Source organism: Shewanella youngdeokensis, from assembly GCF_033180165.1.
In the GTDB taxonomy this organism is placed as follows: domain Bacteria; phylum Pseudomonadota; class Gammaproteobacteria; order Enterobacterales; family Shewanellaceae; genus Shewanella; species Shewanella youngdeokensis.
In genome coordinates this window covers 4274339-4288159 of sequence record NZ_CP136522.1, presented here as the reverse complement: position 1 = coordinate 4288159, position 13821 = coordinate 4274339, and the positions used below count along the sequence as shown (strand labels likewise).

13 protein-coding genes are annotated in these 13821 nt (G+C 44.0%); 3 read left to right on the top strand and 10 right to left on the bottom strand.

Translation table 11 applies throughout. The features are described 5' to 3' along the window. Positions 1-52 precede the first annotated feature (52 nt). The 3 genes from RGE70_RS18320 to RGE70_RS18310 all read right to left on the bottom strand — a co-directional run bounded on the left by RGE70_RS18320 (position 53) and on the right by RGE70_RS18310 (position 3557). Entirely contained in the window at positions 53-1189 is a 1137-nt protein-coding gene (locus tag RGE70_RS18320) for an ABC transporter permease (protein WP_310472831.1), read from the bottom strand. A 72-nt stretch (positions 1190-1261) separates the two neighbouring features. Further along, entirely contained in the window at positions 1262-1996 is a 735-nt protein-coding gene (locus RGE70_RS18315) for an ABC transporter ATP-binding protein (RefSeq protein ID WP_310472830.1), read from the bottom strand. A gap of 10 nt (positions 1997-2006) precedes the next feature. Beyond that, complete coding sequence (locus tag RGE70_RS18310; RefSeq protein ID WP_310472829.1) at positions 2007-3557, bottom strand: alpha/beta hydrolase; 1551 nt, start codon at positions 3555-3557, stop codon at positions 2007-2009. A gap of 444 nt (positions 3558-4001) precedes the next feature. Between RGE70_RS18310 and RGE70_RS18305 the strand changes: the two genes are divergently transcribed. Further along, positions 4002-5798, top strand: a complete 1797-nt coding sequence (locus tag RGE70_RS18305; protein WP_310472827.1) for an AMP-dependent synthetase/ligase — start codon at positions 4002-4004, stop codon at positions 5796-5798. A 169-nt stretch (positions 5799-5967) separates the two neighbouring features. Beyond that, a complete protein-coding gene (locus tag RGE70_RS18300; RefSeq protein WP_310472826.1) occupies positions 5968-6372 on the top strand; it encodes an acyl-CoA thioesterase in 405 nt (134 codons plus the stop codon). Positions 6373-6454: 82 nt separating this feature from the next. Here the strand turns inward: RGE70_RS18300 and mtnC are convergent, their stop codons facing one another. Then, a complete protein-coding gene (mtnC, locus tag RGE70_RS18295; protein WP_310472824.1) occupies positions 6455-7132 on the bottom strand; it encodes an acireductone synthase in 678 nt (225 codons plus the stop codon). Positions 7133-7396: 264 nt separating this feature from the next. Further along, the gene (locus RGE70_RS18290; protein ID WP_310473018.1) at positions 7397-7984 is read right to left on the bottom strand and encodes a DUF3157 family protein; all 588 of its coding nucleotides are present in this window, start codon (positions 7982-7984) and stop codon (positions 7397-7399) included. 356 nt (positions 7985-8340) lie between these two features. Between RGE70_RS18290 and RGE70_RS18285 the strand changes: the two genes are divergently transcribed. After that, positions 8341-9600 (top strand): mechanosensitive ion channel family protein, encoded by a 1260-nt coding sequence (locus RGE70_RS18285; protein WP_310472823.1) that lies wholly within the window; start codon positions 8341-8343, stop codon positions 9598-9600. A gap of 84 nt (positions 9601-9684) precedes the next feature. Here RGE70_RS18285 and folM read toward each other — a convergent pair whose 3' ends face one another. The 5 genes from folM to moeA form a co-directional block, all read right to left on the bottom strand. Next, a complete protein-coding gene (folM, locus tag RGE70_RS18280; protein WP_310472822.1) occupies positions 9685-10392 on the bottom strand; it encodes a dihydromonapterin reductase in 708 nt (235 codons plus the stop codon). A gap of 31 nt (positions 10393-10423) precedes the next feature. Then, positions 10424-11062: a GTP cyclohydrolase I FolE gene (folE, locus tag RGE70_RS18275; RefSeq protein ID WP_310472821.1), complete on the bottom strand. Its 639-nt coding sequence runs from the start codon at positions 11060-11062 to the stop codon at positions 10424-10426. Positions 11063-11100: 38 nt separating this feature from the next. Beyond that, a complete protein-coding gene (gene folX, locus RGE70_RS18270; protein WP_310472820.1) occupies positions 11101-11466 on the bottom strand; it encodes a dihydroneopterin triphosphate 2'-epimerase in 366 nt (121 codons plus the stop codon). Positions 11467-11736: 270 nt separating this feature from the next. Next, complete coding sequence (gene moeB, locus RGE70_RS18265; protein ID WP_310472819.1) at positions 11737-12510, bottom strand: molybdopterin-synthase adenylyltransferase MoeB; 774 nt, start codon at positions 12508-12510, stop codon at positions 11737-11739. 41 nt (positions 12511-12551) lie between these two features. Further along, on the bottom strand, positions 12552-13796 hold the full coding sequence (gene moeA, locus RGE70_RS18260; protein ID WP_310472818.1) for a molybdopterin molybdotransferase MoeA: 1245 nt from the start codon (positions 13794-13796) through the stop codon (positions 12552-12554). Positions 13797-13821: the final 25 nt, after the last annotated feature.

Below are 13821 nucleotides of genomic sequence, written 5' to 3'. Positions count from 1 at the left end.
TACGTTGCAGCTGTTTACAATCTGATATATAGCTCTACAGGTTTAGCTATATTTATAAACCAAAAACAATTTTTTCGCTTTTAAGTGATTTTTGCATTCCAATAGCTAATGCCACGGAAATGGCGAGCGTGATAAGTGATGAAACAACTATTTGTACTGCCGGTAGTTCTCGGCCTTTTATGAATTCAATCAGGCCTTGTAGCTGCCCGGAAACCGGTAGCCATTGTAAAGTGTCGGGTGCAATATCATAACTTGCCGCCATGGCGAGCATCATGGGTAACATTAGCACTATGGTCAGGTAAGACTGTGCTTCTTTAAAGCTCTTTGCTAAAAACGATACAAACAGTTGCAGGCAGGCTGCCATAATGGCAACGGGTAAGCCGATAAGTGTCATCATGGCAATAAAGCTGCTGTCAATACTTACGCTAAAGCCTAGTTCTTGCCAAGGGACAAAGCTGAAAGCAAATTTAGAGACAATGAGCGTCAGTATTAGCCCCAGCATGGCAAAGAGAGTGACAGCCGCAATTTTTGATATCACTATTTGCCCTGTTGATACCGGATGACTGAGCAGTAGAGCAAGCGAATTTCGTTCACGTTCACCGGCACTCGTATCAATGGCAAGGTTCATTCCAGATATAAACACCGCGTAAATCATGGTCATGGTCGCTAAGCCTAAAATCATCCCAGCTTTTGAGTCTGGGGTGGCTTGGTCTTCGATGCTCAGTTTAATCGGCTGCATGACCCTGGGGTCGATACCGCGAGCGATTAAACGTAAACTGCCCATTTCGGCACTGTATTGCTGTAAGCGCTTTTCAAGGCGTCGAATAGAACTTTGCAGCTTTTCGTCAGAGGCGTCAGCAACTAAGGTGATGTCGGCACTGATCCCTTTAGCCATATTACTGGCGTAGTCATCGCTTATCACCAGCAGAATCTCTTTAGTTTCGTCTGCTTTTCCTTGGGTTATACCTGCGCTTGATAAAAACTTAACAAGGTCTGGTGCGCCTTGAGCGTTATTGATGTTGATCTGCAAATCTTCAGGGCCAGTGAGTTTACCTATTAGCAAAAAAAACAGGCCACACATGAGTATTGGTGCGCCAAAGGCATAATATAGTCCAGCCATAACTGAGCGTTTGTCGCGGGCGGCATCAATCAACTCTTTACGGATCATAGTGATTATTTTATTACTCATTTCAACCTCTTTTATTGCCGCGCTGTTTTGCTAAGTGGAGTGTTGCTGATGGATATTTCAAGACTAAATACATCATGCAGCAATACCCTCATCGGTGCCAATAAGCTCAATAAAGGCATCTTCTAAAGAGGTTTTTCCGGTTTGCTGACATAGTGCGTCTGGGCTGCCAACAGCAACGACTTTGCCTTGTGCCATGACAATGACTTGATCGCAAAGGGCGGCCACCTCTTGCATGACGTGACTTGAAAACAACACGCAATGACCTTGTTGTTTCAGATCGCGCAATATATCGCGTAACACTCGCGTGCTCATCACATCTAAGCCGCGGGTGGGTTCGTCAAGAATGATATTGGTTGGCTGGTGCACAATCGCTTGTGCTAATGCGGTTTTCATTCGCTGACCTTGAGAAAACCCTTTGCATTGCCTGTCGGCGATATCGGCCAAATGTAGCTTTTCAATTACGCTGCTAGTGGCGTGTTTTGCATCACGGCGTGATAAGCCGTTAAGTTCGGCAAAATAGCCGATATATTCGCGCGGCGTTAAGCGTTCATAAAGGCCAAACGGATCTGGAAATAGCCCCAATTGTTGTTTGGCGGCCACCGGTGATTTAGCAATATCAATGCCGTCTATTTCAGCAAAGCCATCATCAGGTTTTAGCAAGCCAAATACGGTACGCAAGCAGGTTGTTTTGCCCGCGCCATTAGGGCCTAGTAAGCCGGTAATTTGTCCGTCGAAAGCTGAAAAACTTAAATCGTTCAGTGCCTGCACATCACCAATGCGTTTTGATAAATTTGATACTTGGATCATGAGTCATTCCTTACTGATTCTGGGTTGCAGCTTTAGCGTCAGTGTTACTAGGGATCGCTTCAACGGTACTGGCATTGAGGTAAAAATTACGACGAATATCTTTATTTAAGCATTCGCCATCAATGTCGCTAACAGCGCCTTTTTCAACTAATTCAGCAATTAATTTATTGCCGCAAGATTGGTAAGCCACACCGTGGGTCGCGTATGGTGCAATAAAATGCTTGGCATTGGTAAGTTGCTCCATTGCCATCGTCCCCCAACTAGGCGGTGTGGCTGGGTCAAGCTGACCCGACAGCAATAACGTCGGAATGTCACTGGCTATCGCTTTGCTAAAGCTGTCATCAACGGGCGGCATGTTCCAAACCTCGCACATTTGATTAAAAGTTTTTAGCATTTCTTGGCCAAAGTAATGTTGGTTAGTGCTGGCGCGTAATTGAGGTGTTAAGCGTTGCCAGTCTTCTGCGCAAATAACCGATGCATGCATCCCCATTGCGATACCAGTACTGTCCATAGACATTGAATATAAGCCGACAATGGGTTGAAAATTACCTTTAGCGGCTTGATGAATCGCGTGCGGTAGTAGCGCTCTAATGCTAGGAGAGTAGAGCGCCATGCGTAACGCCCCTTTAAATTTTGAGCGTGTCATGGTCAGTTGGGTGGCATCACCGGTTATTGGGTCGGCAATAACGCTAATGTTGGGTGCAAGTGCCAGTTCAGCGTCGACTTTATTTAAGTCGGCGCCGAGTTTGGGAAACTGTTGTTGGCACAAGGCATTATTACTGCAGTCTTGCACCAATAAGTCAAAGGCGCGCGCGATAGCATCACCAATAGCCAGCACGCTTTGCTGCATCGGAACTACGCCATCTAAGGTCACGGTTGCTAAGCTGTCCGGGTAATGACGCATATACAGCTGCGCCATACGAGTGCCGTAAGACACACCATATAAATGTAATTTTTTATACCCAAGGTGCAGTCTTATAGCTTCAAAATCTCGAAGAGCTGAAAGGCTATCGTATTGAGTCACGTCGGCATCAAGCTCTGCTAAACATTTTTGCGTTTCTTCACGGGTATCCAAGTCTGCTTCGTTGATAGTAAGAGGGTGAGCTAGACCATCATCAATGCACTGCAATGGATTTGACAGTCCGGTACCGCGCTGGTCGATCAAAATGACATCGTGGTTTTGGCGAACCTTGGCTAGCATTTGGTCGAAACCTTGCGCATTTTCAATTGCTGATTGCCCTGGACCGCCAGCAATGGCAAGTACTGCTTCATTTTTTCCGCTGTTTTTAACCGCCGGCATGACCACGTAATGCACTTGGATCTGCTTGCCATCGGCTTGATTATGATTTTCAGGTACATTGATATAGCCACAGTTCATTCGCTCTGACAGACCGTCAACATAGCAGCTGTTTGCTGCCGAGTTTAACGATGCCGACGTAAGAGGTGAGGCATGAGCTAAAGGGATAAACGCTGCCACAATGACGGTGGTATAAATGCTTTTACACCAGGCTGGAATAGAGATTTTTTTTGCCCAAAAGCTTACGTTGGCATGAATAGGCATGGTGTAAGATCCTGTAAATTATATACAAATGGTGGTTTAGGTTAACATCATAGTAACAGCTCTTCATGCCATTTCAATGCTATATTTGCTGCAATTTGCATTACTAAACACCCACTTATATAAGATTTGTTTGTTCGAAATATAAGTCTCTGAGTGCTTTTTTTATTGTTGAAGCGTAAGTGCTGATTGTGGCTAACAGGGTCTATTGACGGTAAATCGGTGAGTTAGGTAATGACAAGTATGGCCTCGGGCTGAATAGAGCTATTTCGGCTTTTGCTGATTTTTCGAGTCATAATGAGTGTTAATAGGACGTTTTCTTTATCCATATTGACTAAATTGGAATTAAGTGAGCAATAAAAGAGCGACAACCCTTAATTTTTCGGTGTATATCAAGTAAACTCACCTCAAAATGGTACACATGTAAGCTAAAAAGGTGGTTATTCAATGTCTCTCGAGTCATTTCACGTTATACGTCTTATACAGCAACAAAGCCAAGCATTAGGCGATGCGATAGCACTCGAAGGGTTCGAAATGGCTGCCCCTTGGGATCAAATCAGCTGGGGTAATTTTGATGTTATCACATCAAAAATAGCACGCGTGTTGATTAAGTTAGGTATTGCATCGCAAGACCGCGCGGTTATTCTTGCGCAAAACTGCCCACAATGGACCTGTGCTGACTTAGGTTTATTAAAAGCTAAAGCCGTGGTTGTGCCTATTTACCCGACTAGCACCCTAGAGCAAGCAACTTACATTGTTAACGATTCAAAATCGAAATTGGTTTTTGCCGGTAATGCAGAGCATTACGCCATGGCGTGCGACTTAATGAAGCAGTGTGACTCGGTATCGCACATTGTTGTGTTTGACAAAGATGTGCCATTAATTGATTCAGACAATCACTTCTACCTTGACGAATTACTCCAAGTTGAAACCCATGCTGCAATTGATGCTGAGCTAACCGCGCGATTGGCTGACAAAAACCTTGATGACTTACTCACTCTTATCTATACCTCTGGTACAACAGGTGAGCCAAAAGGAGTGATGCTAGATTATCGCAACTTTGCATCTACTGTGCGCCAGCATGATCAAAAAATGAATTTTGAAACTGGCGAAACTTCATTAGCCTTCTTACCGTTAAGTCATGTATATGAGCGCGGTTGGAGCTTTTACGTGTTGTGTCGTGGCGGCCATAATGTTTACCTGCCGAATCCGATGGCTGTAAAAGATGCCCTGTTGGCAGTGCGCCCTCACTCGGTATGTGTAGTCCCGCGTTTTCTGGAAAAAATTTACAGTGCGGTGCAGGACAAAATTAATAAAGGCCCTAAATCGCGTCAAAGATTGTTTGCTTGGGCTATGTCAGTCGGTAAGCGTCAGTTTGCGGTAAGCCAAGGACGCGCCAAGAGCTCACTGTTATTAACGCTACAGTGGAAGCTGGCACATAAGCTGGTTTACAGTAAATTACAGAATATTTTAGGTGGTCGCCTTAAGTTTATCCCCTGTGGTGGCGCTGCATTAGATAGTAAAATTGGCAGTTTTTTCCAATACATTGACGTACCGGTTCTGTGTGGCTATGGCATGACTGAAACCACCGCTACCGTAACTTGTAACACTTTGAGTAACCGTGTCACCGGTTCGAATGGGCAAACACTACCAGAAGTTGAAATTAAACTCGGTAAAGACAATGAAATTTTAGTGCGCGGAGACACCATTATGCGCGGCTATTTTAATCGCCCGCAAGAAACAGCCGAAACTTTTGAAAATGGCTGGTTAAAAACAGGCGATGCCGGCAAAATTGACGAAAACGGTAACTTATTTATTACCGATCGCATTAAAGAGTTAATGAAAACCTCAAATGGTAAATACATTGCACCGCAACGTGTTGAAGGCATGGTTGGCTGTTGCCCATTTGTCGAGCAAGTAGCCGTTATTGCTGATGCGCGTAACTACGTTACCGCCTTGATTGTTCCGGCATACTCGTTATTAGAGTCGTGGGCAAAAGAGAAAGGTATACATTATGAGTCGCCACTAGAGTTGCTGCGTCACTCACATGTGGTTGCGCATTTTGAAGAAAACCTAAAGGCACTACAGCAAGAGCTGGCAGGCTTTGAAAAAATCAAAAAGTTTACCTTATTGCCAGATGCTTTTTCGATGGAGGCAGGTTTAATAACCCCAACGTTGAAACTGCGTCGCAAGATGATTTATCAAAAATATTTACCAGAAATTAATGCGATGTATGGCCATTAAGCTTATGTTGCTCTATTGATTTTAAAAGGATGCTTCGGCATCCTTTTTTAGCTCTGTTTCATAGATTTAGCGCGGCACTGCTCATAGTAGGTAGTTTGTCGGTAAAATGGTGTACATTGGGGTTATTCAAATACGGTCGTTATTTAATTTATTAATCAAGGAAGACACTGTGCAGCAAAGTGAATTTAGCTTAACCATACAGCCCCGTTTTTGTGAGACAGACGCACTAGGGCATATCAATAACACTGTAATCCCGGTGTGGTTTGAAGCTGCAAGAGAGCCGATTTTTAAGATTTTCAATCCAACTCAAGACTTATCCAAGTGGAATTTAATTGTGGCAGGCTTTAACTTTGCATTTAATGCCCCTACATATTTTGCCACAGATGTTATCGTTAAAACTTGGGTCAGCCGTATTGGCAATAGTAGCTTTGAATTAACACAAAGCTGTTGGCAGCAAGGTAAGCAAACTGCACAAGCGCAAACCACTATGGTCAACTATGACTTTACTACAGAAAAAAGTGTGGCTTTGAGTGCTGAAATTCGTGCGCAGCTTGAACTGCTGACAGGGAGATAAGTTGTTTAATATAGCTCTGGGTGGTAGCCAAGCATAAAAAAGGCATTCTGATGAGAATGCCTTTTAGTACAATGTTTAATTTTTACAGAGTGATATCTGCAAAGCTATTGATTTGTTTTACGTCACCGGTACGTTGATCGTCATAGCGGACCATTTGCATCACGTTCATGCCGGCATCACTTGCAGCTTTTAGCTCTTCTAATACATCAGAGACAAATAAAATTTGTTTTGGGCTGAGGCTGATAGTGTTGACGATATTGCTATAAGCTTGTTTGAAAAGTTTGTTGCCGGTACGGGTATCAAAATGGCCGTTAAACTTATCGGTTAAATCACCCGCGTCACTGTTACTAAACAGTAGTTTTTGCGCATCAACTGAACCCGATGAGAAGCTATAAACTCGGATGCCTTTTTGTTTAAAATCAGCGAGTGCTTCGATAAAGTCAGGGAAAATATGGCCTTTAAATTCGCCGTTAGCGTAGCCTTGTTTCCAAATTAAACCCTGGATAGTTTTTAGTGGCGTAGCTTTACGGTCTTCTTTGATCCACTGCAGTAAAATTTCAGTGACACGGGCAAGATCAGCTTCGGGTTCGAGTGCAATATCTTGTACATCACAAATGCAGTTTTCAACTAGAACATGGTGCTGGTTCTCTTCCAGAAAAGCCGGCAGAGCCTTAGCTGAGTAAGGAAAAAGAATATCCTCAATAAAGTTAAGTTCGGTAGTTGTACCGGCTGTATCTACGACAATGGCTCTAATACCCATGATATTTGGTTACTCCGCAATCTGCAATTTACTGTGGTCGAGATCTTTTTCTTACTCAGATCCTAAGCCCAAACACACTTTTTGGCTAGTCTATTCGCACTGCAAGTCGTAGTTAATTGTCAGTTTTGCTTACTGCTCCCTTTTTAGTGTCAGCTGGGCAAATACGCACTCTTTTGCCACAGCAGGTGCGAGATACGTTCGTGTGTTTAGTGACCATTTTTGACAACTCAATACCAAGGTCAATATTGATAGAGGTGTCGGTGACTACATTCTTGAGTCCATTTCTCTGATTTTTAGGCTCATTAACTGCTTGGTCCATTGTGCTTTATTGATGCCCTCGAACCAGATAAGCGGGCTATTGCGAGTCTCACCGTTACGTAAATAAGAGTCTGGCATTCTAAAAATTGCTTGCCATACTTTGGCGGTTTTTTTCTTGATCAGTGCTCCCGAATCAGCAAATAAACTGATCTCTAATTCGATCATCACATAGTGTTTGCTGCTGTTGCTCGATAGTTCAAAGATTAGGCCTAGGCGGGAATCATCGTCCCACTGGCTGTCCTGAAAGCTCACTTTGACACCAGCTTTAGCGGTTGATTTTAGCAAAGCTGCTTGGACGATGGCGTTGGAGGTTAGGTTGTCAACTTTGGCTGTGTCTATCGCTGGTGTAACCATAGCTGACGTGCTTACTGTGCCGCTCTGGCTTTCTAGGATGACATACTCCCAGGTGAAGTCGTCGTTAAGTTTTACAGTGGCGCCATTATCTAATGTCACGCGTGATACTTCGGCTGCAACTACTGGAAGGGTAAAGGTCAGTAAAGCGAAAAAAGTTAAGGTCCGTAATGTAATATACATGGTATTTTGCCAAGTCAAAAAGAGATTATTTAGCATAGACAAGGCTTCGGCTAATTCATAATTTTAAGCTCAAAAAGTCACTGAGCTAAGCATGCTAAATGCTGGTATCGGCAGGCGTCACAGTGTTACTCGTAACGCAGGCCAAATGCCTCATCGATGGCTAACGCGGCTTTTTATGTGGCTCTATTGCGGTTAATCATCGTCGATTGCTGCAATTTGGTCTAAGGTGATATTGCTGGTTGTATGGGTTTAGATTACAGTCGGCTGGCAGCGCTAAAATGCGAGTTAAACTCAATGAATAGAATTGGTTTTTTAGGCTTGCACCTTTATTTGTAAGATATTCGGAGATTGATATTTTGGATCAGGAATTAAGAGCAACTATCGCGCAGTGGTTGGTCAATGCTGGGGTAGATACTGAGCCATCGGGCGGAGTTTCAACCAGCATTATGGTTTTAGCCTGTTTAATAGTGGCCTTTGTTGGCTACCTTATTGTTAAACGGGGTGTTGTACGCACGATGAATATGGTGATTGTTAGATCTCGTAATCGCTGGGATGACATTTTCATGAGTTATGGCGTATTGGAGAAAGTGGCCAAAATCGTGCCGGTGTTAATCCTCAATATTATTATGCCTTTGGCGTTAGCGTCGCATAGCGTATTAGCGAGTGTGGTCGATAGGTTGCTTGATGTCACTATTATTATTTTATTAGTGCGTGCAGTTTATAGTGCTCTAGATGCCGCAAATGAAATCGCTGATGTGAACTTAGTGAGCCGTCGGCTACCCATTAAAAGTTTTGTGCAACTGTTTAAATTGTTTATGTTTTTTGTGGCCATTATTATCTCTATTTCTGTTTTGGCCGATCAATCACCTGTGTATTTCTTAAGTGGTTTGGGGGTGGCAACAGGTTTGGTGATGTTGGTCTTTAAAGACACCATATTAGGCTTCGTGGCAGGCATTCAGCTAGCGGCAAATAGAATGGTAAGTCCAACAGACTGGATCCAAATGGATAAATACGGCGCCGATGGCGCGGTAGAGGAAGTGTCGCTCACAACTGTTAAAGTGCGTAACTGGGACCAAACCATTACGATGATCCCCGCTTATGCATTGGTGTCAGATGCTTTTAAAAACTGGCGCGGTATGTCGGAGTCGGGCGGGCGTAGAATTAAGCGCTCGGTACAAATCGATATGAACTCAATTGGCTTTTTAAGCGAAGATGATAAAAAAAGGCTGTCGAAGATCAATCATCTTAAGCCCTATTTCGCTGCTAAATCGGCGGAATTAAACGCGTTTAATGCGCAAGTTGTTGATTCTGACATGCCAGTTAATAGCCGCCATTTAACCAACATTGGTACTTTTAGGGCATACATGTTGGCGTTTTTAAAACAGCATGAACTGGTGCGTAAAGACATGACATTATTAGTGCGTCAATTAGCACCGACCGCGACAGGTGTACCGATTGAGCTGTATATTTTTACGAGTGACACCCGTTGGTCAGTTTATGAAGATATCCAAGCTGATATTTTTGACCATATTTTTGCCATATTGCCAGAGTTTGGTTTGCGGGTTTTCCAAGGGCCAACGGGCAAGGATATTCGCAGTCTACACACAGAAGAGTAATCTTCTGCTCTGATTTACCCACTGAACATAAAAAAGGCACGCTAATTCGCGTGCCTTTTTTATGGATAAATCTGATGCCAAGACTTAAGTTAAATGTCGACCGCCATCGACCTTAAGCACCTGGCCGGTCATATATTGGCTCTGCAGTAAATATGTGACCGCGTTTAAAATCTCTATCTCGCCACCCTCTTTTTGCAGTAGGGCTTTTTTGAGCGTTTTTTGTTGGTATTGCTCATCGTCACTAGGGTTAAACATCAGCATCGCAGGCGCAATACTATTGACCTTAACATTGGGAGCTAATTTGGCGGCGAAAGACAGTGTAAGGTTATGTAGCGCTGCTTTACTGGCGGCATAAGCAGCATGCTTTTTACTGCCTTTATCGACGACGTAATCAGTAATGTGAATAATGTTAGCGGTGCTGCCGGTGTACGCTTTTAGCTGTGTGGTTAATGCGAGGTTGATGGTATAAGGTACGCTAACATGAATACGCATCATTTGGTCCATTATGGCAATGGCTGAGGCTGGATCGCCGTCAGGTAACCAGTCGGATGCGTTATGAATAATAGCTTTAAATACCGGATGCTGTTGTAGGTTAGCTATTAGCGACGTAAGCTGCCGGTCATCATAAAAGTCACAAGCGTGCAGCTCAACCCCAAGCGCCTCTAGCTCGTTAAGTTGAGGGTAATGACTTCGGTAAGTACCAATGACTTTTTGCCCTTGTTGTGCCAGCGCTTTTGCCAGATAAAAGCCGACACGCTTGCCGACGCCTGTAATTAATATTGGGGCTGTCATTGCATTCCTTTGGGGTAATAAATCGTGCACGTTATCTAAAAAATTCTGCTCGGGTAGCGGCATTGGCCTTAAAGTCACCACCAAGCGCTGTGGTTTGGGTTTGTGATTGCGTGTCCATTACACCTCTGGATTTTACGCAGTAATGGGTGGCATCAATGCTTACTGCTACGTTATCGGTGCCCAATAATGTTTGTAAGGCCACTAAGATTTGTTTGGTTAAACGTTCTTGCACTTGTGGACGCTGGGCAAAAAAACGCACTATACGGTTAATTTTAGATAAGCCGATAAGGGTGTTTTTGGGTATATAAGCTACCCTTGCAAGCCCATCTATGGTGACAAAGTGATGCTCACAAGTGCTTACAACGCTGATATCTGACACCCGCACCATTTCATCGACAGCCATTTTATTTTCAATTTGGGCTATTTTGGGGAAGTTGGCATAATCTAAACCTGCAAACACCTCGTTCACATACATTTTTGCAATGCGATGTGGGGTTTCTTGTAGGCTGTCATCATTAAGGTCTAGCCCTAAAGTTGAGACTACGTCAGTCATTAGATCTTTTATGCGGGAATATTTTTGCTCATTGGTCATAGTTGACGGAATGAGTGGGGTTTCGAGTCCTTCATTGATGAGCGCTGCTCTCACCTGTTCAGCCTGTGATGCATCCATAGTTGACTCCTGCTGCGATAGAATTGAGCGTTGGGGTATTAGGTTTGGTGGTACTCAAGTGACAACGATACAGAGTCTGCAAACCTTAATGCGTGGGGCTTATCAATGGTGACGCGCGCATATTGTACCCAAGGGTGTTGGCTACTAATGTCGAGTACGTCTGCCACCAGTTTTTCGAGCAGTAAAAATCGTCCCTCCTCAACATGCTGAATAACGGCCTTGGTTATTTTTTTGTAATTTAATGCCTCATCAACATTATCTTCTTTAATTGCATTGCTAGCGGGGTAGTGGATTTCAATATTAATCACCACATCCTGCATTTTTTCGCGCTCTTCAATGTTAAAGCCAATAAAAGTGCGTAAACGCAAATTGGTAATTTTTATAATCGCATTGCTAGTGGCCATTCAATGTCCTTAAATTATGTATAGGCAAAAATACGAAAACTCTCGTTGTTAAAATTATTGTTAACTATTCATTTACAACAAGTGCAGGTCAAAAAGTCAACTTACATCGTATAGATTAGTACTATTTAGCGATGAATGTGCTGGTGTTAAGGGGAAATGAATTAATTTGGTTGGCGTTAATGGCGGGATGTATATGTTTTGTATTTGTTAATGCGGGTGTGGTTAATTAGAAAAAAAAGCGGTATCGAACAGATACCGCCATTGAAAGGATTACTCGCTACAAATTTTACACGCAGGCTGTTTAGGTAATTTCATTTCTCGAAACTCCATGGTCATGGCGTCGATCATCAAAACTCTACCTGCTAAAGTTCGGCCCATATTGGCAATCACTTTTACGGCTTCAACTGCTTGCAAACAGCCGATCATTCCCACAACTGGCGCGAGGATTCCTGACTCAACACAGCTGAGTTGCTGCTCGCCAAATAACTGGCTAAAGCAGCGGTAGCAAGGAGCGCTTGCTTGGTAATCAAACACCGTTACCATGCCTTCCATTCTAATTGCCGCAGCAGAGATTAAGGGCACTTTATGGATAAAACAGCTTTGGTTAAGTTGCTCTCTAACGGCGACATTGTCGGTGCAGTCCATTACGATTGAGTGCTGTTTAACTAGCGCTTCAATTTCGTGATCATCAAGCACGGCATTAATGGTATTAATTTGAATGTGCGGGTTGAGGCTGATGAGCGTTTCTTTGGCTGAGTCGACTTTAGCTTGGCCGACGTTAGCATCTTGATGCAAGACTTGGCGCTGTAAATTAGACACCTCAACGGTGTCAAAGTCGACCAATGTGAGCGAGCCCGCTCCTGCTACTGCTAGGTATTGGCTCGCTGCACAGCCTAAGCCTCCGGCACCGATAATCAATACCTTGGCTTGCTTGAGTTTTTCTTGGCCTTCAAAGTCCATTGCTTTAATGGATATTTGGCGGCTATAACGCAATACTTCTGCGTCAGTTAATATTTCGTCGGTGTCAGTGGGTGCAATTGACATTAATCTGATCTCTTAAGGCGGATTGCGGCAATTGGCAAATATTATCCAAGTACACTATTGAACGGTTCAACAGTCACTTGGCTGCCAGCGGTTAAGCCATTACAGTCTTGCTCTAAAATAATAAAGCAGTTTGCCATGGTCATTGAGGTCAGCATGCCTGAGCTTTGTCCGCCTGTAAGCGATACTTGTGCGTCACCTTGCTCGTTATAGCTCAGTACTGCGCGTTGGTATTCAACTCGGCCTGCAAGCTTGCGAATGTCTTGGGTTAGCGTTGCACTTAGTGTCAGTGGTTTAGCTTGTGGTAACCCTTGCATTTTTTGTAGTAATGGCCACACAAGTTTGTAGAACGTCACCATTGATGACACTGGGTTGCCTGGTAACCCGCAAAAGACAGCGTTATTTAAATGACCAAAAGCAAACGGTTTACCTGGCTTCATGGCCAGCTTCCAGAAGGTGATTTTGCCTTCTTCATCTAAAACTTGTTTGGTAAAGTCAGCATCGCCAACTGAGACACCGCCGGAGGTGATAACCATATCAGCACAGTCGGCAGCCTCTTTAAAGGCTTGGCGAATGGCCTCTTTGTTGTCTTCGATAACACCTAGGTCAATTGATTCAACATTGGCACGCATAAGCATACCTTGGATGCTGTATCGGTTAGAGTCGTAAATTTGTCCTGGCCCAAGGTCTGTTCCTACCGGGCGTAGCTCGTCACCGGTTGAGAAAAAAGCGACCTTAAGTTGGCGGTATACGCGAAACTGGTTGGCGCCAATAGTGGCTAATACGCCCATTTCAGCCGATCCTATATACGTACCAGCCTTCAGTACTGTAGTGCCTTTTTTTAGCTCTTCAGCACGGTAGCGAACATTCGCCCCTTTGGCTTTTGGTGCTTCAATGCTGATGTTGTTACCGTCGGCAGTCACTTTTTCTTGCATTTGAACTGTATCGCAGCCGGCAGGAACCGGAGCACCAGTCATTATGCGGACGCAACTCCCTGGAGGGCATTGGCCTACAAATGGGTGACCTGCAAAAGATTCGCCAATCAGTGTTAGCGGTTTCGTACCGTCAAGATCATCAAAATTAAAGGCGTAGCCGTCCATAGCGGAGTTGTCAAAAGGAGGCAGATCGACATGAGAAGCCAGATCTTCAGCTAGAACACGGCCTAGAGCATGTTGCAGTGCGACAATTTCAGAATCCGTAACATGTTTTACTTGCTCTAATAGCGCCGCAATGGCTTGGTCTGGGTGCATTAGGCTAGGTTTCGAGCATGGGTCTGCTTGGGTCGGCATCTATTTGTCCTTGAGGCGTAATAAG